Raw genomic sequence first — 26,675 nt, 5'->3', positions numbered from 1 at the left:
TGTTTATACGCGTATTTTTGGGCTTTCCTCAATTCAAATTAATGATTTTAAAATCCGCACTAGTGTAAAAAGGAAAAAACACAGGAATGTTAAGACCAAGCCTACCAAAATAGGAAGTATACCACCAAAAGTGAAAAGCATGCCAAGAACAAAACCCAGTAGATATTCCGGTCGATGAAGTGGTATGAAGAATGCAATGGGCAGAGGCAAAAGGATGTAAAATGGGAGAATTTCATCTAAATTCAATTCCCATAATATGGATGCTATAAGCCCATAAACGAATGCGGCAATAAACCTCCTAATAATGGTTTTTTCGAGTTCTGGATTTTGTCGCTGTCGTTTATGGATTAGGGAGAAGGAAATCCATGTTAATGTGGGAAGGGTCAATAATCCCCACCAATTGGAAATTCCCGGCATATCTTGCCGTGCAAGTAGATGGTGCGTGATCACACCACCATTCAAGTGTTCCCATAGCACACATAAAGAAGTAAAAATCAGTGCTCCAAGAATTATCTTGGACTTGTTTTTTCTTGTGAATATCATGATTGTTCGATTGGTTGATTGATGAATGTAATTGATGATTGGACGCACACTAAACCCTTTTGTTACATTTTTTAAAAACCTATGACATAGTTTTAGCTTCCATAAGAAACCTAGTTCTTTTTAAAAGTGATTTTAAATCAGTCTCGAACTATCGCAAACCATAGATTTTCAATATCCACATAAAAAAAGACCCTGCTGTAAAAACAAGGTCTTTTCCTAACAATCAACTAACTAAACAACCTATTTCTTTTGCGCTCTATGCTGACGTTCTTTTCCTTTTGCATGTTTTCCCCTTTTCGCACGCATTTTTTCCCATTTGGCATATTGTGTGTCATCAAGGATCGCTTTCATTTCCTTCTTATGGGCAATCTGGTTATCCAGACGTTCGTTTTGTAGGGCGAACTTTTCATCGTCTGATAAAGATTCCCCGCTTTCCCTTTGGGCTTTGTGGGCTTCCATCTTGGCCTTTCTCTCCGCTGCATTTTTTGTGAACATTTCCTGTAGCTTGGATTGTTGATCTGCTGTAAGGTCCAAGGCCAAGGTCATTCTTTTGGTCTGCAAGGTTGCCATTTGCTCTGGAGTGAAATCGGCCATGTGTCTCCTGCCTTCTTTTCTATTTTTCTCCTGCGCCATTGCGGTAATGCCAATCAATAAAAGGGCCGCCAATACTAATTTTCTCATCACGTTACATTTTATGGGTTTTAGTATTAGGACCTAAGGGAGTGGCAAAGGTTTAAACGGGAGAAGGTATTTAAGAGGAATTTAACTACATGGGTCCAGATCGGGCATAAAAAAAGCGCGACCGGAAAAGTCGCGCTTTTATAGTATTTTGAGGTGTTCTTATTGTACGGCTTCCGTTGCCATATTTTCGGTAAACGGTTCTACAACAATATCCGCTTTGGCCATTTCTTCATTTTTTGGGAGCAATTGACTGGATTTTCCATTGATCTGAAAATGATAGAATACGGCTGCAACGATAAAACAACTTAGGTAGATTAGGCTTTTGACTTTATTATTCATGATTTGGGGGTTTTTAGATTTGTGAGTCTAAACTATAAAATAGTAACGTATGAAAAAGCCCATTGTTGTGAAATGGGCTTTATTTGATGTCAAATTATATCTAATTGTTGTAAAACGAATAATTTCATCGGATTTATTGGTATTTCGTCGATGAAGGTGAAAAACCCAATGTTTTATTCAGGGTTCAAAATGTGGTCAATTCGCTCCTCTACATCCTGTAGATGATACCTGCTCATTCTATCGGAAATCCTGCCAATGGCATTTCTTACATCCCTTTTTAATAGATTCAATTCTGCCCTGGCCACGGAACGAATGTCTGACTGACTCGTATTCACCGCGGTCGATTTTCTATAGCCGCCAAAGTCCGGTAGTTTTTTCTGGTCCTCCGCGGTCATCAAATAGGCCAAACGATCCACATAGGCTTTTTGAAGGTTTCTTCGGTACGTATCGATCTTTCTTCCGGAGGACAATTCGGACCAAATTCCCTTCCTTAAATCGTCCATCATTTCCACTAAAGTATAGGCCTCGGTACCATTGGCCACCTCGTTTTCGACCAAACGCGCCATTTTACCAAGACTCATGATATTGTTCAAGGTACGTTCCTGAATGGAACGGATACGCTCCACAAAACCGGAATACTGGATTCTTCCAAAAATATCCTGATCCAATAACCATTCCGGGGTTTGGAACAGTTGTTCCTGGAGAAACTCCATACAGTTTTCCTGATGTTCGGCATCTACATGCGTGTACACGGCACCTTGCTGATCATAGGTTTTATGGTATTCATAGACCCCTCCTATGTTGTTCGACACATGGCCCATATAGCGGTTGTACTGAGCAACGACTTGTCGGTAGAGGGTTTCAAGGTCATCGTAGTTTTTACCGTCTTCCTGGGTCCATTCAATCAATTTAGGAACGATTCTTTGCAAATTGGCAATGCCGTATTCGCTTGCCTTTATGGCATTATCGCCCAAATCTTCCGTTTGGGAGCTGGGGTCTACGATGTCGCCCACCTGTTGATGGCCAAATCGGTACAGTGGGTCTCCCGCACGCTCTAAAATCCATTGGTCCAAGATGGGTTTTTCTTCTGTTGCTGATTTATCCAAAATGGGCCTGTATCCCCATTTAATGGCATATTTGTCATATACACCGATGTCCGGCATCAAAGCAACGCCCTCATCACCGGGTTGGGCGATATAATTAAAACGGGCATAGTCCATAATCGAAGGGGCCGTACCAAATTTTTTAGTGAAACTTGCCGAGCGTAATGAATCCACCGGATAGGCAACACTACTACCCATATTATGGGGCAAACCTAATGTATGACCCACTTCATGCGAAGAGACAAAACGGATCAACCTACCCATCACTTCCTCATCAAACTGCACTCCTTGTGCGGACGGATTTATCGCCGCTGTCTGTACAAAGAACCAGTTGCGTAAAAGGCTCATAACGTTGTGGTACCAGTTGATGTCCGATTCCAATATTTCTCCACTGCGCGGATCGCTCACGTGCGGGCCATTGGCATTTGGTATGGGAGATGCCAAGTATCGGACCACGGAATAACGAACATCCTCCGGGGACCATTCCGGATCCTCTTCCGGAGTTGGAGGGTCCTTGGCAATGATGGCATTTTTAAATCCTGCTTCTTCAAAGGCCACTTGCCAATCTTCGATACCTTGCTTTATGTACGGCACCCATTGTTTTGGCGTTGCCCTATCCACATAATAGACAATCTGCTTTTTAGGTTCTACTAGTTCCCCGTTTTTGAACTTTTCCAAATCCTCATCTTTCACTTCCAGTCTCCATCGGTCCAAAAAGGTAATCGTTTTGCTTTCCTGGGCATCCAGGCCATAATCGACCTGGCCCCTGGCGAACCACCCCACCCTTCGGTCAAAATAGCGTCTTTTCATTGGTTCCTTTGGTAAGAGTACCATGGAATTGTTGATTTCTATCGATATGGATCCCAGGCTACCATTACTGGGCGGTTCCCCGGCCAAATAGGTCTTTACATGCCTGGCCTCAACGTTCAAGGGATAACTTTTTATGCTTTCAATAAAGCTTCTGCCATCATCCAAACGTGAAACCTTGTATCGTTTTCGGTAGGTTTCCGGCATTCCAAAGGCTTTGGTGTCCTTAGTGAATATATCATCCACTTCAATGACCGTAGCCGGACTCAGCGAATCCTTTTTAAAGGCCTTGATGTCAAATGCGTAAAGGACCGGCTCAAAATTTGAATTTACGACGGCTTCATGTACCGGAAGGGAATCGGCCGCGACGACATCGTGGGATACAACGCGTAGCAGTACTTTCTTGTCCTTTTTCTCCCATCTTAGGACTTGGGTATTAATCTTTCCGCCACCAAAACCTATTTCAGAAGCTGTTTTTGAAATGCGGCTCACCATTAACATTTCCCTATTGAAGAGTGAATCCGGGATTTCATAGTAATGCTTGTCGTCAACTATATGGACATCGAAGAGCCCAGCATCAGTTTTTGCCTCCTTGGTGATGACTTTGTCATACGGTTGAATTTTGTCCTTATTGGGTTTTTCCGCAGCGGTTTCTGTCTTCTTTTTTTTCTTTTTGAAAATTTGGGCTTCGGTAGTTTGGTAACTTAATAAACATGCTATCGCTAGTAGCGGGAAAAGTAATTTTTTATGCATCTATTTTTTTGAATTTGGTCAATTTTTCAAAGAACCGAAAAATTATTTTAACGACTTGTTAACGAAATCATAAGCCGAATACCAATTCAACATTCAATCCCTTCGGATAAAAAGTTTCTTTTCTCACCTTACCTCAAAATAAAAAAGTTCCGCAACAACGGCTGCGCAATCTTTTTCTTTTTCTTAATCCAAGAAAACAATTCATTTTCTTTAGATGGTTTTGAAAATTGAATTGGTATAAATTGTAACATTCTGGATTTTTCAGCGTCTGTTATGTAGGAATATCATTTTTACCCGAATAGCAATCGGGACTGAATTAGTTAGGTATAAAGCCTCTGCGCCAGCAGAGGCTTTATCTTTTTGTGTTGTTCTACAGGTCTATGCACCACTTTATGATGCAAATCAGAAAAGTAAAGGGAGGATAAATTGGAACATTCCTATTAAAAGTACCACAGCAAGCAGATTTAGCATCACGCCTGCCTTTGCCATTTCATGCACTTTAATATAGCCACTGGCAAAAACAATGGCATTGGGAGGCGTGGCCATGGGGAGCATGAAAGCGCAACTGCTCGCTATGGTAATGGGTATCAATAAATGTACGATAGGTATTCCCAAGCCAAGGGCAATGCCCGCAACCACAGGTGCCAAGACGGCAACAAGGGCTACGTTGCTCATCAGTTCCGTCATGAACAACATCAAAAATATCAATAGGGCGGCAGTAAAGAGTGCACTGATCTCACTTTCGGCGATGGTTCCCGCTACAAGGTCCACAATCCCCGTAACGGACATGGCCTCCGCCAGGGCCAATCCCCCACCAAATAGTATGAGTATACCCCAAGCCAGTTTCTGGGTATCCTTCCATTCCAAAATGAAATCGCCTTTTCTCACATTGAAGGGGATCGCAAAAAGTGAAATAGCGGTGAACATACTGATCATGGCATCGGACAGGCCTAAAAATGGAAAAATGGAATTGATGACGGTCCTAAAAACCCAAAGGAAAACCGTAATGCCAAAAATGACCAAAACCATTTTTTCCTTTGCCGAAGTAGGCCCCAGTTTTTTCAGTTCCTGATCAATAATGCTTTTGGAGGCATTGAATTTCAGGGCCCCATTGGGGAACATGAATTTTACCAAAACCAAATAGCAAAGGGTTATCATAATCACCGAAAAGGGTAGCCCGATGACCATCCATTTCAAAAAAGATATTTCAATATGGTATTCATTTTCCAACAACCCGATGAGTACCGAATTGGGTGGGGTTCCAATGACCGTGGCTATGCCGCCTGCATTTGCGGAGAATGCAATACCCAACATCACGCTTAGGGCAAAATTGCGGTCGCTTTTTGTAAATCCGTTGGCATCATCTATCAATAGTTGTATAACGGACATGGCAATGGGCAACATGACCACGGTAGTGGCCGTATTGCTAATCCACATGCTCAAGGTGGCCGTGGCGATCATAAAACCTAAAATGACTTTGTTGGGTGTGGTTCCCGTGATACGGATGATGGAAAGAGCAATGCGTTTATGAAGGTTTACTTTTTCCAGGGCCAGGGCCATGACGAATCCCCCAAAAAATAGGAATACGATCGGACTCCCGTAATTGGCGCCAACATCCTCCATGGGTATGATTTTAAGGATAGGGAACAATAACAATGGGAGTAGTGCCGTGACGGATATGGAAACCGCTTCGGTAATCCACCACACGATCATCCAAAGGGCTACGGCTATTACAGCATCCGCCCGTTCTGAAATCAAAATAACGGGAAGGTTGATCAGAAGTAGAAAAAGTAGGGGGCCTAGAAAAAGCCCCCATTTTTTGCTTAGTCCCATGGGTTTTCTCAAGTTGGGTCTAAACTATGATTTTTTATGTGAATTATTAAGAATAATTGTTCCGAAGAATTTACATTATAAAATAAAAACTCTTATTCCATTAAGGACACCAATAGCGCGTCGTTTTCCTTTTGGACCTTCGCCAATTTTTGACTTGTCAAACCCTTGATTCCCTTGTCCCATGCCTTGTTGCTTAACCCGGATTGGGTCTTTAGGCTATCCAAGGACATGCTTTTTTCCTTTTTAAGGATATAGTAAATGGCCTTCTCATTATCGGAAAGTTGAACGGCCTTTTTCTCCGGCCGCATCTGTGGAAAGAACAGTACTTCTTGTATGGAGGAATTATTGGTCATCAACATGACCAACCGATCAATACCTATTCCTATACCCGAAGTCGGTGGCATGCCGTACTCCAAAGCCCTTAGAAAATCCTGGTCAATGAACATCGCCTCATCGTCCCCTTTTTCTGAGAGTCGCAATTGATCTTCAAAGCGTTCGCGCTGATCGATTGGATCGTTCAGCTCAGAATATGCATTGGCCAATTCCTTACCGTTTACCATCAGCTCAAAGCGCTCCGTAAGTCTTGGATTTGTTCTATGTTCCTTGGTCAAAGGGCTCATTTCCTTGGGATAATCCGTAATAAAAGTGGGCTGTATATAGTGGTGCTCACATTTTTCCCCAAAAATCTCATCGATCAATTTACCAACACCCATGGTGTCATCCACTTCAATGCCCAAACTTTTGGCAGTTTCCCTCAATTCGTTCTCCTCCATTTGGGAGACATCGACTCCTGTGTGGGTTTTTATCGCTTCCAAAATAGGCACTCTGGGATACGGCGCCTTAAATTCGATTTCGTGATTACCCACTGTAACTTTTGTGGACCCGTTGGCATCCATGGCTACTTTTTCCAGCAATTGCTCCGTGGTATCCATCATCCAATTGTAATCCTTGTAGGCCACATACAATTCCATCACGGTAAATTCCGGATTGTGCGTACGGTCCATCCCCTCGTTCCTAAAATCCTTGGAAAACTCGTACACTCCATCAAAGCCACCAACGATCAGTCGCTTTAAATACAATTCGTTGGCAATACGTAAATATAACGGTATGTTCAGCGCATTGTGGTGGGTCAAAAATGGCCTTGCGGCCGCACCGCCCGGAATGGGCTGTAAAATGGGCGTTTCCACCTCCAAATAACCCCTACTGTTATAAAACTCCCGAATGCTGTTGGTAATCTTTGTCCGTTTAATGAAGGTTTCCTTGACTTTTGGGTTTACCACCAAATCCACATAGCGCTGGCGGTAGCGCAATTCGGGATCATTGAATTCGTCGTACACCTTTCCTTCGGAATCCTGTTTTGGAAGGGGAAGGGGTCTAAGGGCCTTGCTTAACATTTTAAAGTTCTTGACCATGACCGTTTTCTCGCCCACTTGGGTGGTAAAAAGTTCCCCTTCTATACCAATGATATCACCTATGTCCAACAGTTTCTTGTAAACCTCGTTGTATAGGGTCTTATCCTCCCCGGTACAAATTTCATCCCTGTTGAAGTAGACCTGTATGCGACCTTCACTGTCCTGAATTTCGGCAAAGGAAGCTTTTCCTTGTATCCGGCGCGACATCAATCTACCCGCAATGGTCACCTTTTTGCCTTCCTCATAATCATTTTTGATTCCTTTGGATGTGCTGTCTACAGGATATAACTCGGCGGGATATGGATTGATGCCCAATTCCCTTAATTTCCCCAATTTCTCTCTTCGAATGACCTCTTGTTCGGATAATTGCATTTCGATTTATTTAAAGGCGCAAATATAGGTAAGAATGCGCTAATCTTTAAAACGTTCCTCCACCAAAGGCAGGATGCGATCTACAAATTTACTATATGCCTCCCCGGAGGGATGAAGACCGTCACTGGCCACAAGTTGGGGCTGCTCCAAGCCCATTCTTGTAATATCCGTAATTTCAACAAAGCGAACCTTATTTTCAACTGCAATGGACCTGGCAAACTCGTTATACATATCAATTTCCCTTGATATTTTGTCCACATCCCTAGATTGGCCAAATGGGGTAAACGCATAATCCGGGATGGAGATGACCAACACCTTTTCGGCATCACCTTCCACAAAGTCAAGGGCATTGATTAAAAGTTCTGGAAGTTCCTTTTTATATTGTTCAAAAGGTTTGCCTTGGTATTGATTGTTGACGCCAATCAAGAGGGTGACCAGATCTTGAGGCTTGTCTATTCTTGTATTCGAAATACCGTTTTGAAGGTCATCTGTTCTCCAACCGGTTCTCGCAATTATCTTTGTTTCGACACTTGTATTTAATTCGCTTTCAAGTCTTTCTGATAGTTGCATAGGAAAGTTTTGATTTGACGCAACACTTTCTCCAACCGTATAGCTATCGCCCAAAGCCAAATATTTGAATTCTTTTTGATACTCTGAGCGTATTTCTTCGGAGCCCGTAAGAAATTCACTTTCGCTCGATGTGCAATTGAAAAATAATAGAATGAGCGCTATAATCTTGAAAGTATTCATTTTGCTAATTTGTATTTTTAATATACTAGTTACGAAATATTTGGGTTATGGTTTCACTTAAATCGGAATCAAATATTTAAATCTAATAGGTATCATCCTTTTTGATTCAAAAGGGTGGGTACGCGATCGTAACAATTCTGATAATTTAGCAACTAATAGGTACATCAATCAAAAATCAAAAAGTAAAATGAGTTTAATTAGGGTTTTATTGGCCATTCTTTTTCCGCCCTTGGCCGTTCTGGGAAAGGGTTGCGGATCCTTTTTAATAGTGCTGTTATTAACTTTTTGTGGCTGGGTACCAGGGGTTATCGCTGCATTGGTTATCTTAAACAATCCAAACTAAAACTTTCTTTATATGGGAGCAAGAAGGGTATTGTGGTCAGTTATGATAATGGTCCTGTTCGTTGCCTGTAATTTTACCGAAGAAATTTATTTCAATGCGGACGGCTCCGGGAAAATGAGTATCGGTTTTGATGGAAGCGAAATGATGTCCATGTTACCCGATAACGATAGCCTAAAAATGGAGGAGGTTATGGACTCCACGATCGTTTTCAAGGACCTTTTGCGAGAAAAACGTGATAGTATCGCCCAATTGCCCTTGGAAGAACAGGAAAAATTGAAAAAATTGGAACCTTTTAGCATACACATGCTCGTGGACGGGTCTAATGGTACTATGAATTTTGAGATGTTTTCGGATTTTAAGAATATATCCGATGTCAACAATGCATTCAACGCCTTTCAGATGGCAGGTAAAATTGGTCCTTCCTCTGCAGACCAGCCCATTCCCCAAAATTCCGCCGAAGATCCCACCCAGGTTTCCTACTCCTTTTCCGGGGACCGTTTCGTTAGGGAAGCTAAAATCAAGGACCAGGAATTGTTCCAAAAGAGCCTGGATAGCCTACAAGGCACTGAAATGTTTTTGAGCGGTTCCACCTATACCTTTAAATATCATTTTCCGAAAAGAGTAAAATCTACCAATGTGGAGGACGCCACTTTTTCCATGGATGGGAAGACCCTAATTTATGAGGTGAACTTTTTGGACATGCTCAAGGATCCAGAGTCCATCAATATTGAAGTGGAACTGGAAAAGTAGGCAGGAACCTTTTCCTATTCGTATCTTTGCACCATGAACAAAACCGTTTTTTTGGAGGACTTGGGCGTCAAGGATTATAAGGAGACCTGGGACTATCAGGAACTTTTGTTTCAGCAAATATTGGATTTGAAAATCAGAAACAGGAGGGAGGAGACTGCTTTGGAAACCCCCAACCATCTTATTTTTGTGGAGCATCCACATGTTTATACCCTAGGCAAAAGTGGGGATATCCAAAACCTGTTGGTAAACGAGGATGAGCTTAGTGCAAAAGGTGCCAAATTTTATAAAATCAATAGGGGCGGGGATATCACTTACCACGGGCCTGGCCAGATCGTAGGTTACCCCATTCTTGATTTGGATAATTTCTTTACCGATATTCACAAATACCTAAGACTTCTTGAGGAGATGGTCATTCTCACTTTGGCGGAGTATGGTTTGAAGGCCGAACGTTCCAAAGGTGAAACAGGGGTATGGTTGGATGTTGGAACGCCCTTCGCCCGAAAAATCTGTGCCATGGGCGTTCGTGCCAGTAGGTGGGTGACCATGCATGGGTTTGCTCTAAATGTGAATGCGGACCTAGGCTATTTTGATTTGATGATTCCCTGTGGGATAAAGGACAAGGCAGTTACCTCTTTGAACGTTGAATTGGGAAAAGCAACTGTGGATATGGATGAGGTAAAGGAAAAGCTGTTAATACACTTTGCAGAGCTTTTTGAGGCGCAGATAATGAAAAAAGAGGCTGTCTAAAAAGTCACAAATCCCTTCATAAGTCACATCGAGCGCAGTCGAGATGCATTTAAAACCCATAAGCTATAATTCTCGACTCCGCTCGAATTGACAACAGAATTTACTTTTTAGATAGCCTCTTATTAATGCTATACGCCCAATCTATTTACTGTACTTGGTCAGCTCCATCCTGCTCATAAGCTTGCCGTTTTTACCGTAGGATTCCTGTTTTATCATGCCCACACCTTCTGAAATCCAAACTTTATTGCTCATTTCCACATTGGCCATCATCACTTTGGATTTACTTTTTTCTGTAATTAAATAACAATCAAAAGTACCAGCGGGCGTGGTAACGGATTCTATTTTCTCCACTTTTCGGTCAAAGGTATCCACGTTGATTTTCATCTTCATGGCACCCATATCCATGGTAACGCTTAGGTTTGCATCATCAAGCGTTTGCCCAGCGGAAAGATCATTGGGTATTTCAATATCGGTACCGGTAATCACCATGTCCATTCCCATATCCTCATATTGTTTTTTCATTTCTGAAGGGAACAGACTTTCATAATCTATTTTGACACCGTTACCGGTACAGGTGATATTATAATCGGACTCAATAACATTTTTACCCTTGTCATCCGTATAGGTCAGTTTCATGGTCGCCATGGTATTGCCGCCATCATTTTCTACGTTGGAAACAACATAGTCCGTGACACCTTCTACCTTATCCTTTTTGTCGTACATGGTGTATTGAAAAGTACTGCCCTCTTCCATGGGATAGTATTTACTACAGGCATTTTGGCCCAACATAAGTGAAGTACCGTAAAGGAAGATAAAGCAAAAAAGAAACTTGATTTTCATTTTATTCTCGTGTTTAAAGTTTGATAAATTCTACTCGTCTGTTCTGTGATTTTCCATTACTGGTGCTATTGTCTCCCACGGGTTCGGATTCTCCCTTGCCATCTGTGGATAGCCTACCGGCATCCACCCCATAGACGGAAACAAGGGCACTTTTTACGGCCTCGGCACGGTTTTTTGAAAGCTTCATGTTCGTATCTTCGGCGCCATCGCTGTCCGTGTGCCCCACTATTTTAAGATTGATGCTGGAGTCTTGTTCCAAAACCTGGAATATTTGCCGAATGACGCCCATGGATTCCGGCTTTAATTGATCAGAACCAGAATTGAAAAGTATGGCATTGGTCGATATTTTTCCTTCGGACAAAAGCTTTCTCCTTAAGTCCTTACCGCCTTTGGCAACTTTCAGATTTCCAATGAAAATACGGTCTTTACCGTCTTTGAGACCCTCTGGTTCAAAGCGGATATAGTTGAGAACCCCGCCTGGGGCGACCAGTTTGGGAACATCCACATATTTGGTCTCGTTGACCCACAATCTGAACCTTTGCCCATTCACCGCAATTGAAATATGCGGTTTGTTCAGGACCGCTTTTCTTATATCAGTTTGAACGTTGTTATTGATTAACGTTTCATTATTGATCTTGTTCCAAATACTAATATCAATATCTGCATACTGGGCAAAGGGTATTTTGACGTTGACCGCATTCTTTCCTGCCCTGTAATAATCATAGGTTTTTTCATCCTCAAGGTTTATGTTAAGTTTTGCAGTGCTTGAGGTTTGGTCATCCAATCCAAGGGTCAATATGTCAAATTCAATGGTGTAATCTTCGGGAAGATTGGATATGTTGGGAAAGTAGACACTGCTAGATTTTACTTCAAACCATTTTTCGTTTGAACTGCCAATTGTAACTACTTCACCTGTTCCGTTGGTATCCCATTTTGATGGGAAGTCGCCCACAAAGTCATTGGCAAAGTCATCAAAGAACAATTGTTCGTCGCCTGGAACATAATCGAACTTACTATAAACTTCCAGACTCTTTGGCCCTTCTGAGCTAGCCATTGGGGCGTTTTCTGAGCTATCGCCATTTTCAGAAGTACTTTCTTCGGGTTTCCTGCCATTAGGAACAGGGGTATTTCCCCCTTTCTTGGAACCCGGTTCCAGGATGCTATCCAGTGCCTGGTCCGTTTTTTCCGTGGCCTCCCTGTCGACCCTTCTTTCAACGGCCCTCTCTGCTGCCCGCTCTGCCGTTTTTCCTAACTTTTTAAGGAATTGTGCGTTGGAGGAAACGGTGCATAAAAATAAAATGCCCGTCGCCAAAACCAACTTTTGGGACAAATTCATGATTTTCATAATAGTGTTAATTAATTTCTTATACAGTGAATTCTCCCTTAGAGAGATTCAATTAAAATTATGGGAAAATGGTGTAAATAGCAACTGTAAATGTATGACTGGTTGCTTAGTAAGTACGGACAACTTAGGTAAATGTATCACTGAATCTTGTAAACGACTAAGGAGTTGTCTTGGTCCTTAAGTACCAATTCTGGCTTGTTGTCGCTGTCCATATCCGCCATATCAATAGAGGAGGCTCCGTATACGGGAAATCTGGCTATGGCTTCGGCCTGACTATCGAACAAATAAGTCCTTAAATTTTGGATGTCCGTAACCGAAACATAAATCTTATCGTTCAAATAGAAAATAGTTGGTTTGGTGTAGACCCCCAGGTCCAATGTCACTTCTTTTCCCCTTATGGACAGTACATTATCGTTCATCAGGACCAAGGTCCTGGAAGTCGCGTCCATACCATGGTCCGTATTTAGTTGTAAGTCCGACTTCTGTATTCTTCCCTGAGCATCGATTTCGTAGATAAGTCCTTCGGTGGAGGTCACAACAAATTTGTTCTGATGAACTTTTACATCGTTGTCAGAAAAGGTTATTTTCTCCGATACTTTTACCCGCTCCCTTCCAACTCTGTCCAATATTTTTAAATTGCCGTTGGCCAACTTGAACACCAGATAATCCTTTGTCCCTATTACAAAGTGTTGAGGTGCCCCTAGTATGTTGTCTTCCGCTTTGGTATATTTAAATCCGCTTACGATTTTCCCTTCGTTATTGTACATCAAAACCTTGCTACCTTGTGTGACTACAAAACGATAGTTCTTATTGTTGGCGTAATCAAAAACCGCCAATGGGTTGAGGTTGCCGCCTTCATATTTAAAGGTGAAAGGCGCCACTTCCTTTCCGTTCCTATCAATGATGTAAAACCGATTATTGGTCGTAAAGGCCAATTGGTACTTGCCGTTCCTGTAAATATCCACTTCGTGGATTTTTCCCTGGATCGCACTTTCCAGTTCTTTTCTCCAAATAATCGTCCCTTTATTATTGATTAAATAAAGTACGTTGTCCTGGTCCTGCACCACGATATCCTTTCTATTGGTTCTGTGGTTCGTGAAAAACTGGGGATTCAGAAAAATATCGGAGTCCAGTTGTGCCTTGAACATTTCCACGGCGCCCGATGTATTCCCGGAAGCATTTATTTTCTTTATAAAATAATTTGTGTGAAGAAAACCGGCATCGGCGACCACTTGGGAGCCATATAAATAATCGCCCCAATCGATGTTATTAAAGAGGTGGGCTAGGCTACCTAGCCCTGTTTGACCTAGATTGTTCTCGAGACCTTTACCGCTCGCCACCGATAAAAGGGTAGATTCATCCGTAATATGGTCTTGGATATTTTGGAACAATAAGGATTTGTCAAAGGTCTGTCCAGATTTATTAGCGTTTATAAACCTTTCCAAGGTTTCCTGGGACGCGGAAAAAACAAATGTATTTTCTAGAACATTGGCAAAAATGGGGTCAAAACCTTGTACCAACGGATGGAAACTTTGCAGTAGAAGGCTATCTTTTTTTAACTCCTTGATCTCACTGCCCTGATATTCCAAAGAGTTCGTTTGTAACCCATTTATATAATCCAAAATATTGGCGGTACCATACGTATTCAAAAGGATAACTTTTTCATCGCCCATTTGACTGATTCCTATTTCCTCCACAGCAGAAAAGATGGAATCCCTTTCTCCTCTATCATCAAAAAAACGTTTTTGGTTCTTGCTGAAATTTTTGTAATCCGTAAACGTATAGGAAATATAGGAGTCCGTCCCGTTGGGAGCCAATAGCTTCGTTTTATTGGATATCGGGCTGGTCCGGGAGAAGAGCCCAAGGTAATTTTTTAGGGAGTCGTTCACAACGGCGATACCATTAAGTAAAAGGGCATCGTTGTTTAGGGATATATCCAAGGAAAGCCAATCGGAATAGTTGTTATCCAGCGTGTCATTTTTGCTTCCCAATGCCGTATTGAAGAGATTTCGAGCGTTTTTAACATCGATCCATATTTGTGCCGATTTTGTCGGATTTGGCATTGCATCGAATTTAAGGAACTGTTCTTTTATGGGCTTTTGATTTTCGATTTGTTTCCAAACCGCTTCCAAGGTGGCTTGGGAAGATGCCACAACTTCCTTTTTCTGAAGAACCGATGCATAGAAAATGCATCCATCCATCTCATATTTCTTGTAGTTAAAGTCCCCTTTGGTAATACTTTCCACTCTTTTGTTGAGGGTGCTATCCAAAGAAATTTGTGGAACGCTATCAAATGGGATGTATACAAAATCCAAAGGTTTGTCCTTGGCTTCCATGAGGCCTAGATACCCTCCCATTGGGGAATTGACATAATTTAAAGGGTTGAATCGGTCTGCCAACAAACCTATTTCTTGCGTACCTTGAATACGCTTAAGTATTTCGTTTCCTTTTACTTCGGATAGGAAGACATCCAAATCATTGATCTTTAGGATAACGGGGACATTCTCTGGAATAAGTGCCAAAGAGGTAGCATTGTTATCCAATTCGGTAGCACAATTGATCAATAAAATGGAACTTAGGATTGCAAGCAGTAGCCTTACCTTCATGAAATGCCTTTTGGCAAATTTAGGATTTTTAAAGATCCAGCGTAAGTTGTTCCGGTAATAGCCTAAAACTTTTTCTATGGTATTTGGTCACTCCAAACTCCCTAATGGCAGCCCTATGCTCTTTTGTTGGATACCCTTTGTTCTGTTTCCAGTTATACATTGGAAATTCCTGGTGTATTTTATCCATATAGTCGTCCCTGTAGGTCTTTGCCAAAATCGATGCTGCGGCGATGCTCATATACTTGGAGTCCCCTTTTATGATACAGGTATGTGGGATATTTTCATAAGGTTTGAATCTATTACCGTCTACAATTATATGCGGTGGTATCACTCTTAGTTGGCCGATGGCTTTGTGCATGGCTAAGATGGAGGCGTTCAGAATATTGATTTCATCTATTTTTTTGGGGTGGATATGGGCAACACCGTAGGCCAGGCTTTGTGCTTCAATGATAGGCCTTAAAAGTTCCCTATTTTTACCCGATAAAAGCTTGGAGTCGTTCAATAATGTATTGACAAAAACCTCAGGCAAAATCACCGATGCCGCTGTTACTGGTCCGGCCAAACAACCCCGTCCCGCCTCATCAGCTCCACATTCGTTAAAAAAAAGATAAAAATTTTCCAATAATTAATATTTCGTTAACAAAACTAGTTGTTTTATTAGAATAATTTAAAGGTTAAATATTTGGTATTTCATTGTTAAAAAGTGCAAAAGTTATAAAAATATGACAATTTTGCCTCTCAATTTTAACAGTTTTAGTTTTTGAGTTAAGAATCACTTTGGAATAGTTCCTTTTTTTAAAGAGTTTTGGCGTCTGCTAATTCAAAAACTAAATCTATGAAACAGAAGTTTAAATGGATGCTTTTGCCATTACTGGTTTTAAGCATAACATTTTCCTATGCACAGGAAAAAAATATCACGGGAACCGTGACCGATCAAACAGGGCTACCCTTGCCGGGGGTATCCGTAGTTGAAGTGGGAACGACCAATGGTACCCAAACAGATTTTGATGGAAACTATTCCATTACTATCGAAGAAGGTAATGAGCTTAGATTTTCCTATATCGGTCAAAAAACAGTAACAAGGGTTGTTGGTGCAGGAAATACCATTGATGTAAAAATGCAAGAGGATGCCCAGGCGTTGGAAGAGGTTGTTGTAACAGGTCAAGGTTCTGGTATTGCTCGAAGAAAACTATCTACTACGGTAGATGCTTTGGATTCAGAGGATATTGACAAATTACCGGCAAATCAAATTGACCAAATTCTTCAGTCTACTACACCTAGTGCTCAAGTTCGTTTGAGTTCCGGACAGCCAGGAACATCGGCAATTATTAGGACTAGGGGTCCAATTTCAGCTGCTACATCTGCGACACCTGTAATTATTGTCGATGGTGTACGTGTTGATAATCTAAACTCTAATCCTCAATTGGGTATTGCTACTGGTGGGGCAAACGTTTCTGCTTTGGCTGATATTCCAGTAGAGTCAATTGAAAGAATTGAGTATATAAAGGGGGGTGCTGCTACAACTTTATATGGAGCGGATGCTGCAAATGGAATTATTCAAATTATTACGAAAAAAGGTAAAGACGGAAAAAGTTCAGCATATTTTGAAAGTAACGTAGGTGTAATTAAAGCTACTACAGATTTTCTCCGTTACGATAGGACTGCAGAGGCGATTTTTGAACCAGGTTGGTCACAAGAGTATCGTGTGGGCTTAAATGGAGGTTCGGAAAAGTTTTCCTATAACTTTGGAGGTAGTCTTTATAAAGACGATAGTTTTAACGATATTAATGAACAAATCAGAAGAACTTTTACTTTTGGTCTTACAGCCAAGGTTACCGATAAATTGAAATATCAAGGTTCTTTTTCTTTCGTGAATTTTGAATCAAACCTTGATTATAACGCAAATACGAGTTTCTCGAGATTTTCCAACTTAGAGGGCTCGGCACGTGGAGCCACAGACGAATTTACGGATGAGGAATGGCAAGGCGAATTGGCCAGAGTCAGAAATATTGGTCGATTAGTGGATATCACTAATACAACAAACCGTATAACTGCTTCCAACAAATTCATCTATGATATTGATGATGCACTTCAAGTAAATGCTACTATTGGCATTGACAATAGAAATACCGTACAGGAAGAGTTGTTGAGTAATGAGTTACAAGTGGCACTGGGGTCTATTGCAGAGGGTACAACGGACCAAGGAGCATTGACAAGGGTATTAAGGTCCGCCTTTACCTTAACAACTGATGTAAATATTACCCATAGAGCGAATACAGAGAACTTTTCATTTGTTTCTATTTTGGGAGGTCAATTTTTTAGGACTTCAGATAGACAAAATAGGTTGAATGGTTCAGGAGGTGTTGATGGAACACGTTCTTTGAATAATTTCTCAGAGCAAACATTTTCTGATTTTGTTTTGGAAAATGCCAATTACGGTCTTTACTTTTTAGAGAACATAGGTATTTATGATGTTGCCTTTTTAGAGTTTGGTGGTAGATTGGACCAAAATACCGCTTCAGGAGCAAATACCGATCCCTTATTGCTGCCTAAAGTTGGTTTAACTTATAACTTTAGTGACCATGATTTCTATATAAACTCTGGCTTTAAGGATATTCTTTCTACCATTAAGTTGAGAGCGAACTACGGGGAAGCTACTAATTTTGCACAACCTTTCTCTCAGGATAGAACGTTTGCCCAAAACCCTTTTTTAGGTGGTCCTTCATTTACGTTTGATAACCAAGGAAATGATGAATTGGTTTCAGAACGTGTTAAGACAACGGAATTTGGAGTGGAACTTGGTTTTTTTAGTAATCGATTGTTCTTAAGCGGTACAAGATATATAGGAATTACCGAAGATGCCTTGTTTACCCCACAGGATCCACCATCTTCAGGTCAAGCCAATCAAATTCAAAATATTGGTGAGGTTGAGAACAAAGGTTATGAGTTTGCTTTAACAGCTACCCCTATTCAAACTGAAAAACATAACTTAAGTATTAACTTATCGTATAATACAAATGAAAACCTAGTTACGGATTCTGGTGGTGCACCTGCATTTGTAGTTGGTGGATTTACAGTTTTAGGTTCTGTTGTTGAAGAAGGTCAAAGTCTGGGTTATTTAAGAGGTACTGCAGCTGTATTGCAGGACGACGGGACCTATGCTTTTGAGCCCAACACGGCCTTGGGGGATACTTTTGCCCCAAATTTTGGTTCAATGGGCATAAATTATACATGGGGAGACTTTAACCTTTTTGCTACTGCTGATTATCAGTTTGGTGGACAGATTACAGATTTGTCTTTCTTGTTAAGACACTTGAGAGGCACGGATAATACTGGAATTCCCGAGGAATTAATTGGAACTACTTCTCCATTTAATTACGTAAACTTCTTTGTATTTGACAATGATTTCTTGAAGGTTAGAAACATTGGGGCATCCTATAATTTGGGAGACATTGCCAAGCCTTTATTCAGTAATATACGTTTGGGTATTAACGTTACAAATCCATTCAACTGGACTGCTGGTTCTTTTGATCCAGAAACTACAGGGTCTGGTATTACAGCTCAGAATGGTTTTGCAAGTGGTGGCTTCGCCTATGGTACTGAATCGGCTCCAAGAACATATATTGCCTCCATGAGGTTTGAATTTTAAAAATAGATGAGAAAGATGAAAAAACTTATAATATTTTTTACGGCTGCCTTAATATTTGGCTGTACTGGTGATTTTGGGGACGTTGTTGACTTCAAGGAAGTGGAAAACCCCAATCTTTCTGAAGCTTCGGTTGTGGGACAACCAAACTCGGCCACAATATGGCTTTCTGGTCTTGAAAGGCAATTGGCTCTAGTTTTTCAAGAAACCTTGATTTTAGCTGAATTAGGTTCTGATAATTATGTGAATACACAAACATTCTTCAACCAATTTATGGATGGATTGGCAATTCAAATTACCGATCCAGATATGAGGGATACTCAACGTGATATTCAAAGATTAAGAGAATTAGCTATTTTTGGTATCAATGAGGTTGGTCCTGGTGATCCAAATTATGATGCGGAGACTGAGGCAGAATTCAATTACTTTGAGGGTCTGGCCTATTTGTTTTCTGGAATGTATTTTTCCGCTCTTCCAGCTGAACCTGTAGGTGTACCCGTCACGTCTGAGCAGCATTATTTAAATGCAATATCCTCTTTTGATACCGCCATTGCTATTAATGCTAAGCCGGAATATCATTTAGCAAAAGCACGGGCAAATTACTATTTAGGAAATCAATCGGGTGCTGTTACTGCTGCCACGGCGGCGCTGGCCTTGGATAATTCCTTTGATAGAACTGTAAGGTTCGATGAATCTAATGGACCGAGTAATACATTTGAAGATGCATTGTATGAAAGGGCAACTTTTGATGATTTACAACCGCTTCCAACTTTGGATTTTTTAGATCCGAAATATTCTTTTTTGAGTCCAAATGAAGATGCACCCGTACATTATATGAAAGCGGAAGAGGCATATCTTATTCTGGCTGAAGCGGCTTTAGCGGATAATGATATCGCATCTGCAAGAACTAATTTAACTTCATTGTTGGATTTGATTGCAACAAGAGAGGTACGTAGTATTGATGACTCAATTGAGCAGAGAAGTCAGGTGGATGAAGGATCTAGGCCCGATGATTCCTCAATCGTTGTTAATGGTAGGTCTGGACTGGTGTTAAGCCGTCAGGATGGCAATGTTGATATTCCATCCGTATCCGGAACCTCTTTAACGGCAGATGACATTGCGGCTATGCAAGATGATGATGCAGGATTAGAACTTCTTTATAGGACACGTCAGGAGGTCTTTATCGCAGAAGGAATCAGATTAGTAGATATGGGAGTAAAATTAGTCATTGATGAAAATGAAATTTTGCTTAACGAAAACATCAATGAAGGTGATCCTGGAACGGTTGCTGTAATTCCTTCTTTTATAGCGGCTGTAGTTAGTGATTTGGATGCCATTAATTATGAGCCTGGCTCGAGTGTTGCAACAACTGTCATTGATTTAAATGAAGTTTTAATAGCAAACAAAAGTTCCGATCAGGTAGTTCCTTTTGAATAAAGGAAAATAACTTTTTGGAAAAGCCCCATGAAATGGGGCTTTTTTATTGCCCAAAACTTTCACATTTAGTTAGGAACAAAAAAATTAACTTTGTGCCTGATATAAGTACGCATGAAGTATTTCCTCATAGTATTCTTTGGCTGTCTTACCTTTTCCCTACGTGCCCAACAAGAGGATAGCACCGTAAAAGTCAAGGATTCCATTTCCCAAACCGATTCCCTTTCGATAAAAAAAAAGGAAAAGCCCCTGCCGAAGGAAAAACCCAAAAGGGATAGCATCAATGAAATTACCATAAAGAACTATAAAATCATATCCTTTGAAAGGGACACGACCTTTTTGGATACCACCCTGACAATTCAAAAGGAGTACAAATACAACTATTTAAGAAGGGATGATTTTGAGTTGATGCCGTTTTCGAATATTGGGCAAACCTACAATAGCCTCGGAATGGATTTTGACAGGGCCACTATGTATCCAAACCTAGGCGCCAAGGCAAAACATTTTAACTATTGGGAGGTGGAGGATATACCTTATTATAATGTAGCCACTCCCATGACCGATATCCTGTTTAAGACAACCTTGGAACAGGGGCAGTTATTGGATGCCATGCTTACCTTCAATACCTCTAGAAGACTGAATTTCTCCATTGGATACAAAGGACATCGCTCCTTGGGCAAATACAACTCCAATCAGATTCGTTCCGGTAATTTTACCACCACAACAAATTACCAATCTAGGAACGGAAGGTATACTTTGAGGGCGCATATTGCCGCACAGGATATCAAATCCCAAGAAAACGGTGGGCTTTTGGAAAAGGAGCTCCAGTTTGAGGCCGGTGATCCAGAATTTCGTGATAGGCCAAAAGTTGACGTTCGGTTTGACGATGCCGATAACGTCGTACTCGGTAAGCGCTATTATTTGGAACACGCCTATAAATTGATCCGAAGGAACAGGGATTCCAGTTATGTGGAAAAGACTTCCCTGTCCTTGGGCCACACTTTTGGATATGAGACCAAATACTACCAGTTTTTGCATACCTCTGGGGATGCCTATTTTGGTGATCTTATCCTGACACCGGTAAATGACAAGGCCAATTTAAAGACAGCTTACAACCAGTTGAGCCTTGAATTTTATAATAGGACTTTGGGCAGGTTGCAGGGCAATGTGAACATTTTCCATTACAACTATTTTTTTAACAGTGTTTTTTTTACCGAAAGCGGACAGGAAATCGTCAGTCGACTTAATGGAACGGAATTGGCCTTGGGTGCCGATTATGAAAAGACAATCGGTGGTTTTGAACTCGAAGGTGCATTCAGATACAATCTATCCGGTGAATTATCGGGTAATATTCTGGATGCTTCGGCGGGCTACAGATTCAACGATAAGAATCGGTTCAAAGTTCATTTGCATTCATCTTCTAGGATGCCCGATTTTAATTTTCTTTTGTATCAAAGCGAATACCTTAATTATAACTGGCAGAATACGGCCAGTTTTAAAAAGGAAAGGGTCAATAGTTTGGAAGCAAGCTTTGATTCGGAATTGATAGGAAGTTTATCGGCCAAATACACAAACTTGGACAATTACGCATATTTCGCAGCAGACCCCCTATTAGAAGTGACGGAAGGAGCGGAGCAAGCTACCATCAGGCCCTTTCAGGAAGACACGGGCATTTCCTATATAAAGCTAAAGTATACCAAGGAATTTAGGCTTGGCAAGTTTGCATTGAACAATACGGTCATGTATCAAACCGTATCCCAGGAATCCAATGTCCTAAACCTTCCCCAATTGGTTACCAGGAACAGTCTCTATTTTTCCTCAGATGTTTTCAAGAAGGCCATGTATTTGCAAACCGGCATCACCTTGAAGTATTTTTCAAAATATACCATGAACGGTTACAACCCTGTTCTAGGTGAATTTTTTGTTCAGGATACCGAGGAGCTCGGTGGTTTTCCGTTATTGGATTTCTTTATAAATGCCCGGATCCAGCAGACCAGGATTTTTTTAAAGGCTGAACATTTCAATTCATCCTTTAGTGGATACAATTTTTACGCGGCACCAAATTATCCCTATCGCGATTTTGTGATTCGATTTGGCCTCGTTTGGAACTTCTTTTCATAAAAAACGACAATTTTAAGTAGCTCTTAGATAGGCACTTGACTTTTTTTCAGTTTTGAGGCCTTTTCAATAGCTATTTGATATACAGTGCCTTACTGTTTTTGGCCATTGTTTTGAAAATTATTTCTAATTTAAATGATTGAATAATAGATACTTAAAAAATAAAATAAAAATTTTTCACTTTTTTTTGCTTTAGCTATTGCAGAAACGAAAACGGTGCGTATATTTGCACCCGCTTAGTGAGGCACTGGGCGATGAAGGGGTCGGGCGACCGGCGCTTTTATTAATTGGTTCATTGAAATATTGTGGAGAGAATCGCGTCCTTTTAAGGGGATGCGATGGTAGAGAATATAAAGAATTAGATCGAGAGAATCGGGGCCGGGGAGTCATATTTCGGAGGTCGTTGGGACGAGTAAACAAAGAACAACGATGAAGAGTTTGATCCTGGCTCAGGATGAACGCTAGCGGCAGGCCTAACACATGCAAGTCGAGGGGTAACGGGGAGCTTGCTCCGCCGACGACCGGCGCACGGGTGCGCACCGCGTATGGAACCTGCCCTCTACAGGGGAATAGCCCAGGGAAACTTGGATTAATGCCCCGTGGTACCATTTAACGGCATCGTTTGATGGTTAAAGCCTTCGGGCGGTAGAGGATGGCCATGCGTCCCATTAGTTAGTTGGTAGGGTAACGGCCTACCAAGACCGCGATGGGTAGGGGCCCTGAGAGGGGGATCCCCCACACTGGTACTGAGACACGGACCAGACTCCTACGGGAGGCAGCAGTGAGGAATATTGGACAATGGGCGAGGGCCTGATCCAGCCATGCCGCGTGCAGGAAGAATGCCCTATGGGTAGTAAACTGCTTTTATACGGGAAGAAAAAGGGGCACGTGTGCCCTGTTGACGGTACCGTAAGAATAAGGACCGGCTAACTCCGTGCCAGCAGCCGCGGTAATACGGAGGGTCCGAGCGTTATCCGGAATTATTGGGTTTAAAGGGTCCGTAGGCGGGCCGGTAAGTCAGGGGTGAAAGTCTGTAGCTCAACTATAGAACTGCCTTTGATACTGCCGGTCTTGAGTCATGGTGAAGTTGCCGGAATATGTGGTGTAGCGGTGAAATGCATAGATATCACATAGAACACCGATTGCGAAGGCAGGTGACTAACCATGTACTGACGCTGATGGACGAAAGCGTGGGGAGCGAACAGGATTAGATACCCTGGTAGTCCACGCCGTAAACGATGGATACTAGCTGTCCGGGCCCTTGAGGCCTGGGCGGCCAAGCGAAAGTGATAAGTATCCCACCTGGGGAGTACGTTCGCAAGAATGAAACTCAAAGGAATTGACGGGGGCCCGCACAAGCGGTGGAGCATGTGGTTTAATTCGATGATACGCGAGGAACCTTACCAGGGCTTAAATGCAGTTCGACAGGTCCAGAGATGGACTTTTCTTCGGACGGATTGCAAGGTGCTGCATGGTTGTCGTCAGCTCGTGCCGTGAGGTGTCAGGTTAAGTCCTATAACGAGCGCAACCCCTACCGTTAGTTGCCAGCATGTCATGATGGGGACTCTAACGGGACTGCCGGTGCAAACCGTGAGGAAGGTGGGGATGACGTCAAATCATCACGGCCCTTACGTCCTGGGCCACACACGTGCTACAATGGCAGGTACAGAGAGCGGCCACGTCGCAAGGCGGAGCGAATCTATAAAACCTGTCACAGTTCGGATCGGGGTCTGCAACTCGACCCCGTGAAGCTGGAATCGCTAGTAATCGGATATCAGCCATGATCCGGTGAATACGTTCCCGGGCCTTGTACACACCGCCCGTCAAGCCATGGAAGCCGGGAGTGCCTGAAGTCCGTCACCGCAAGGAGCGGCCTAGGGCAAGATCGGTAACTAGGGCTAAGTCGTAACAAGGTAGCCGTACCGGAAGGTGCGGCTGGAACACCTCCTTTCTAGAGATTGTCCCTTCAAGGGACGGTCCCCGGCGGCCTTCGAAGGTCCTTCGGTCCCGTTTTTTCGATTTATTTATGTTCTTTGAAAAAAAAATCTCCGCAATCATGATATATAACAAATACGGAAGCGCCTTAACTGGCGTTGAAGTAGGGACAGTCCCATAGCTCAGCTGGTTAGAGCGCTACACTGATAATGTAGAGGTCGGCAGTTCGAGTCTGCCTGGGACTACAAAGTAGGCCAAAGGTCCGACGAGAAGCCTGTGCTGAGCGCAGTCGAAGCAAGTCTGCCTGGGACTACGAGCCCCGTTTTTTGGGGGAACGTTCATTGAGTATGAAGTATTGGAAATTCTGGAAGTTGAGTAGTGGTTATGGTCTAACTACTAACTACTATGTGCCAACTACTGGTATATGGGGGATTAGCTCAGCTGGCTAGAGCGCCTGCCTTGCACGCAGGAGGTCATCGGTTCGACTCCGATATTCTCCACATGCCCTTTAGGGGCGACAGGTTCATTGACATATTGGAACAGGGAATACAACGGCATGTGATGTTGTTGTATATACCTAAAAAGAAAGAAACACGAATCTTTATAAAGTAAAGAGTACAAGTAGAATAGAACAAAAGGAAAGGCGACAAGCTGGAAAAGGGCGTATGGGGAATGCCTAGGCTCTCAGAGGCGACGAAGGACGTGATAAGCTGCGAAAAGCCGCGGGGATCGGCACATACGATATGATCCGCGGATATCCGAATGGGGCAACCCGGCATGTTGAAGACATGTCATCCGCAAGGAAGCGAACCCGGTGAACTGAAACATCTAAGTAGCCGGAGGAAGAGAAAACAAAAGTGATTCCGGGAGTAGCGGCGAGCGAAACCGGATTAGCCCAAACCGTTGTTGTTTCGGCAATAACGGGGTTGTAGGACCACGCTGTTCGAGATGTGATGAACTAGAACGCTTTGGAAAGAGCGGCCATAGACGGTGATAGCCCGGTATAGGCAAAGAACATTCAGATAGTGGTATCCTGAGTAGTGCGGGGCACGTGAAACCCTGTATGAATCCGGCGGGACCATCCGCCAAGGCTAAATACTCCTGAGAGACCGATAGTGGACCAGTACCGTGAGGGAAAGGTGAAAAGAACCCTGAACAAGGGAGTGAAAGAGATCCTGAAACCATACGCCTACAAGCGGTCGGAGCCCTTCGGGGTGACGGCGTGCCTTTTGCATAATGAGCCTACGAGTTACTTTTACCGGCAAGGTTAAGCCCTTCAGGGGCGGAGCCGTAGCGAAAGCGAGTCTTAATAGGGCGCTTTAGTCGGTAGTAGTAGACGCGAAACCGTGCGATCTACCCATGGGCAGGCTGAAGCTGTGGTAACACATAGTGGAGGGCCGAACCCGTTGACGTTGAAAAGTCTTGGGATGACCTGTGGGTAGGGGTGAAAGGCCAATCAAGCTCGGAAATAGCTCGTACTCCCCGAAATGCATTTAGGTGCAGCGTGTTATTAGTTTCATAGAGGTAGAGCTACTGATTGGATGCGGGGGCTTCACCGCCTACCAATTCCTGACAAACTCCGAATGCTATGAAACGATGTGACGCAGTGAGGGCATGGGTGCTAAGGTCCATGTCCGAGAGGGAAAGAACCCGGACCATCGGCTAAGGTCCCCAAATATATGCTAAGTTGACAAAACGCGGTGGAACTGCATTGACAGCCAGGATGTTGGCTTGGAAGCAGCCATTCATTTAAAGAGTGCGTAACAGCTCACTGGTCGAGCGGTTCCGCATGGATAATGATCGGGCATAAGCATATTACCGAAGCCATGGACTCCATAGGAGTGGTAGGGGAGCATCGTGCCCGCGCCGAAGGTGTACCCGTGAGGGGCGCTGGAGCGTGCACGAAAGAAAATGTAGGCATAAGTAACGATAATGCGGGCGAGAAACCCGCACGCCGAAAGACCAAGGTTTCCCCAGCTATGCTAATCAGCTGGGGGTCAGTCGGGACCTAACGCGAACCCGAAAGGGGCAGTGGATGGACAAGCGGTTAATATTCCGCTACCCGCACATCGCCGAAAGCGACGGAGGCGAGAAGTTGGTGCGTGCAGACGGAATTGCACGTTGAAGGGAGCGGCAACGCCCCGATAGTACGCCGAGGCCACGGCCAAGGCGATAATCCAGCGTATCGACTTCCAAGAAAAGCGAGATGTGCGGCCCGTACCGTAAACCGACACAGGTGGTCGGGATGAGTATTCTAAGGCGCTCGAGAGATTCATGGCTAAGGAACTAGGCAAAATAGACCCGTAACTTCGGGAGAA

The 26,675-nt window shown here is 42.8% G+C and carries 17 protein-coding genes, 2 tRNA genes and 2 rRNA genes (1 of these 21 running past the window's edge); 10 read left to right on the top strand and 11 right to left on the bottom strand.

The window, feature by feature from the left end; all coding sequences use genetic code 11:
• Nucleotides 1-33: 33 nt before the first annotated feature.
• The 7 genes from ACZ41C_RS03975 to ACZ41C_RS03945 all read right to left on the bottom strand — a co-directional run bounded on the left by ACZ41C_RS03975 (nucleotide 34) and on the right by ACZ41C_RS03945 (nucleotide 8,593).
• The gene (locus ACZ41C_RS03975) at nucleotides 34-543 is read right to left on the bottom strand and encodes a hypothetical protein (RefSeq protein ID WP_464564495.1); all 510 of its coding nucleotides are present in this window, start codon (nucleotides 541-543) and stop codon (nucleotides 34-36) included.
• A 240-nt stretch (nucleotides 544-783) separates the two neighbouring features.
• Nucleotides 784-1,224 carry a hypothetical protein gene (locus tag ACZ41C_RS03970; RefSeq protein ID WP_464564493.1) on the bottom strand — a complete coding sequence of 147 codons (441 nt, stop codon included), beginning with the start codon at nucleotides 1,222-1,224 and terminating at the stop codon, nucleotides 784-786.
• 159 nt (nucleotides 1,225-1,383) lie between these two features.
• Entirely contained in the window at nucleotides 1,384-1,563 is a 180-nt protein-coding gene (locus ACZ41C_RS03965) for a hypothetical protein (RefSeq protein ID WP_464564491.1), read from the bottom strand.
• 173 nt (nucleotides 1,564-1,736) lie between these two features.
• Nucleotides 1,737-4,226 carry a zinc-dependent metalloprotease gene (locus tag ACZ41C_RS03960; RefSeq protein WP_464564489.1) on the bottom strand — a complete coding sequence of 830 codons (2,490 nt, stop codon included), beginning with the start codon at nucleotides 4,224-4,226 and terminating at the stop codon, nucleotides 1,737-1,739.
• 402 nt (nucleotides 4,227-4,628) lie between these two features.
• The gene (locus tag ACZ41C_RS03955) at nucleotides 4,629-6,059 is read right to left on the bottom strand and encodes an SLC13 family permease (protein WP_464564487.1); all 1,431 of its coding nucleotides are present in this window, start codon (nucleotides 6,057-6,059) and stop codon (nucleotides 4,629-4,631) included.
• A gap of 92 nt (nucleotides 6,060-6,151) precedes the next feature.
• A complete protein-coding gene (lysS, locus tag ACZ41C_RS03950; RefSeq protein ID WP_464564485.1) occupies nucleotides 6,152-7,843 on the bottom strand; it encodes a lysine--tRNA ligase in 1,692 nt (563 codons plus the stop codon).
• A 39-nt stretch (nucleotides 7,844-7,882) separates the two neighbouring features.
• Nucleotides 7,883-8,593, bottom strand: coding sequence for an SGNH/GDSL hydrolase family protein (locus ACZ41C_RS03945; protein ID WP_464564483.1), 711 nt, complete (start codon nucleotides 8,591-8,593; stop codon nucleotides 7,883-7,885).
• Between the two features lie 187 nt (nucleotides 8,594-8,780).
• Between ACZ41C_RS03945 and ACZ41C_RS03940 the strand changes: the two genes are divergently transcribed.
• From ACZ41C_RS03940 to lipB, 3 genes are read left to right on the top strand one after another with little or no spacing between them, the layout of a single operon-like run.
• Complete coding sequence (locus ACZ41C_RS03940) at nucleotides 8,781-8,936, top strand: YqaE/Pmp3 family membrane protein (protein ID WP_138257293.1); 156 nt, start codon at nucleotides 8,781-8,783, stop codon at nucleotides 8,934-8,936.
• A 12-nt stretch (nucleotides 8,937-8,948) separates the two neighbouring features.
• Nucleotides 8,949-9,686 (top strand): hypothetical protein, encoded by a 738-nt coding sequence (locus tag ACZ41C_RS03935; protein ID WP_464564480.1) that lies wholly within the window; start codon nucleotides 8,949-8,951, stop codon nucleotides 9,684-9,686.
• Between the two features lie 33 nt (nucleotides 9,687-9,719).
• On the top strand, nucleotides 9,720-10,433 hold the full coding sequence (lipB, locus tag ACZ41C_RS03930) for a lipoyl(octanoyl) transferase LipB (protein WP_272636626.1): 714 nt from the start codon (nucleotides 9,720-9,722) through the stop codon (nucleotides 10,431-10,433).
• A gap of 141 nt (nucleotides 10,434-10,574) precedes the next feature.
• On the opposite strand, the gene ACZ41C_RS03925 is transcribed toward lipB, so the two are convergent.
• The 4 genes from ACZ41C_RS03925 to ACZ41C_RS03910 all read right to left on the bottom strand — a co-directional run bounded on the left by ACZ41C_RS03925 (nucleotide 10,575) and on the right by ACZ41C_RS03910 (nucleotide 15,846).
• Nucleotides 10,575-11,273: a TapB family protein gene (locus ACZ41C_RS03925; RefSeq protein WP_464564478.1), complete on the bottom strand. Its 699-nt coding sequence runs from the start codon at nucleotides 11,271-11,273 to the stop codon at nucleotides 10,575-10,577.
• Nucleotides 11,274-11,286: 13 nt separating this feature from the next.
• Nucleotides 11,287-12,618, bottom strand: coding sequence for an OmpA family protein (locus ACZ41C_RS03920; RefSeq protein ID WP_464564476.1), 1,332 nt, complete (start codon nucleotides 12,616-12,618; stop codon nucleotides 11,287-11,289).
• 137 nt (nucleotides 12,619-12,755) lie between these two features.
• Nucleotides 12,756-15,224, bottom strand: coding sequence for a ribonuclease HII (locus ACZ41C_RS03915; RefSeq protein WP_464564474.1), 2,469 nt, complete (start codon nucleotides 15,222-15,224; stop codon nucleotides 12,756-12,758).
• A gap of 28 nt (nucleotides 15,225-15,252) precedes the next feature.
• On the bottom strand, nucleotides 15,253-15,846 hold the full coding sequence (locus tag ACZ41C_RS03910) for a ribonuclease HII (protein WP_464564472.1): 594 nt from the start codon (nucleotides 15,844-15,846) through the stop codon (nucleotides 15,253-15,255).
• Nucleotides 15,847-16,059: 213 nt separating this feature from the next.
• Between ACZ41C_RS03910 and ACZ41C_RS03905 the strand changes: the two genes are divergently transcribed.
• The 7 genes from ACZ41C_RS03905 to ACZ41C_RS03875 form a co-directional block, all read left to right on the top strand.
• Nucleotides 16,060-18,873, top strand: coding sequence for a TonB-dependent receptor domain-containing protein (locus ACZ41C_RS03905; protein ID WP_138257299.1), 2,814 nt, complete (start codon nucleotides 16,060-16,062; stop codon nucleotides 18,871-18,873).
• A gap of 15 nt (nucleotides 18,874-18,888) precedes the next feature.
• Nucleotides 18,889-20,307, top strand: a complete 1,419-nt coding sequence (locus ACZ41C_RS03900; protein WP_464564469.1) for a hypothetical protein — start codon at nucleotides 18,889-18,891, stop codon at nucleotides 20,305-20,307.
• Between the two features lie 111 nt (nucleotides 20,308-20,418).
• Nucleotides 20,419-22,425 (top strand): putative porin, encoded by a 2,007-nt coding sequence (locus ACZ41C_RS03895; protein ID WP_464564467.1) that lies wholly within the window; start codon nucleotides 20,419-20,421, stop codon nucleotides 22,423-22,425.
• Between the two features lie 423 nt (nucleotides 22,426-22,848).
• Nucleotides 22,849-24,373: ribosomal RNA gene (locus tag ACZ41C_RS03890) — 16S ribosomal RNA — on the top strand.
• Between the two features lie 155 nt (nucleotides 24,374-24,528).
• Nucleotides 24,529-24,602 (top strand) — tRNA-Ile (locus ACZ41C_RS03885).
• 181 nt (nucleotides 24,603-24,783) lie between these two features.
• Nucleotides 24,784-24,857 (top strand) — tRNA-Ala (locus ACZ41C_RS03880).
• A gap of 143 nt (nucleotides 24,858-25,000) precedes the next feature.
• Nucleotides 25,001-26,675 (top strand): 23S ribosomal RNA (locus tag ACZ41C_RS03875) (it continues 2,587 nt past the right edge of the window).
• The 16S and 23S rRNA genes sit together here with 2 tRNA genes alongside, the layout of an rRNA operon.

Source organism: Maribacter sp. C-4077, assembly GCF_055378385.1.
The sequence above is the reverse complement of the archived record's forward strand: the minus strand, read 5'-3'. Positions and strand labels throughout refer to the sequence as shown.

What these genes read in the sequence shown, in the direction of transcription:
- ACZ41C_RS03925 (WP_464564478.1), bottom strand. Translation starts at nt 11,273, where the DNA reads ATGAAAATCAAGTTTCTTTTTTGCTTTATCTTCCTTTACGGTACTTCA.
- ACZ41C_RS03975 (WP_464564495.1), bottom strand. Translation starts at nt 543, where the DNA reads ATGATATTCACAAGAAAAAACAAGTCCAAGATAATTCTTGGAGCACTG.
- ACZ41C_RS03905 (WP_138257299.1), top strand. Translation starts at nt 16,060, where the DNA reads ATGAAACAGAAGTTTAAATGGATGCTTTTGCCATTACTGGTTTTAAGC.
- ACZ41C_RS03970 (WP_464564493.1), bottom strand. Translation starts at nt 1,224, where the DNA reads ATGAGAAAATTAGTATTGGCGGCCCTTTTATTGATTGGCATTACCGCA.
- ACZ41C_RS03935 (WP_464564480.1), top strand. Translation starts at nt 8,949, where the DNA reads ATGGGAGCAAGAAGGGTATTGTGGTCAGTTATGATAATGGTCCTGTTC.
- ACZ41C_RS03895 (WP_464564467.1), top strand. Translation starts at nt 20,419, where the DNA reads ATGAAGTATTTCCTCATAGTATTCTTTGGCTGTCTTACCTTTTCCCTA.
- ACZ41C_RS03900 (WP_464564469.1), top strand. Translation starts at nt 18,889, where the DNA reads ATGAAAAAACTTATAATATTTTTTACGGCTGCCTTAATATTTGGCTGT.
- ACZ41C_RS03915 (WP_464564474.1), bottom strand. Translation starts at nt 15,224, where the DNA reads ATGAAGGTAAGGCTACTGCTTGCAATCCTAAGTTCCATTTTATTGATC.
- ACZ41C_RS03965 (WP_464564491.1), bottom strand. Translation starts at nt 1,563, where the DNA reads ATGAATAATAAAGTCAAAAGCCTAATCTACCTAAGTTGTTTTATCGTT.
- ACZ41C_RS03920 (WP_464564476.1), bottom strand. Translation starts at nt 12,618, where the DNA reads ATGAAAATCATGAATTTGTCCCAAAAGTTGGTTTTGGCGACGGGCATT.
- ACZ41C_RS03955 (WP_464564487.1), bottom strand. Translation starts at nt 6,059, where the DNA reads ATGGGACTAAGCAAAAAATGGGGGCTTTTTCTAGGCCCCCTACTTTTT.
- ACZ41C_RS03940 (WP_138257293.1), top strand. Translation starts at nt 8,781, where the DNA reads ATGAGTTTAATTAGGGTTTTATTGGCCATTCTTTTTCCGCCCTTGGCC.
- ACZ41C_RS03960 (WP_464564489.1), bottom strand. Translation starts at nt 4,226, where the DNA reads ATGCATAAAAAATTACTTTTCCCGCTACTAGCGATAGCATGTTTATTA.
- lysS (WP_464564485.1), bottom strand. Translation starts at nt 7,843, where the DNA reads ATGCAATTATCCGAACAAGAGGTCATTCGAAGAGAGAAATTGGGGAAA.
- ACZ41C_RS03945 (WP_464564483.1), bottom strand. Translation starts at nt 8,593, where the DNA reads ATGAATACTTTCAAGATTATAGCGCTCATTCTATTATTTTTCAATTGC.
- lipB (WP_272636626.1), top strand. Translation starts at nt 9,720, where the DNA reads ATGAACAAAACCGTTTTTTTGGAGGACTTGGGCGTCAAGGATTATAAG.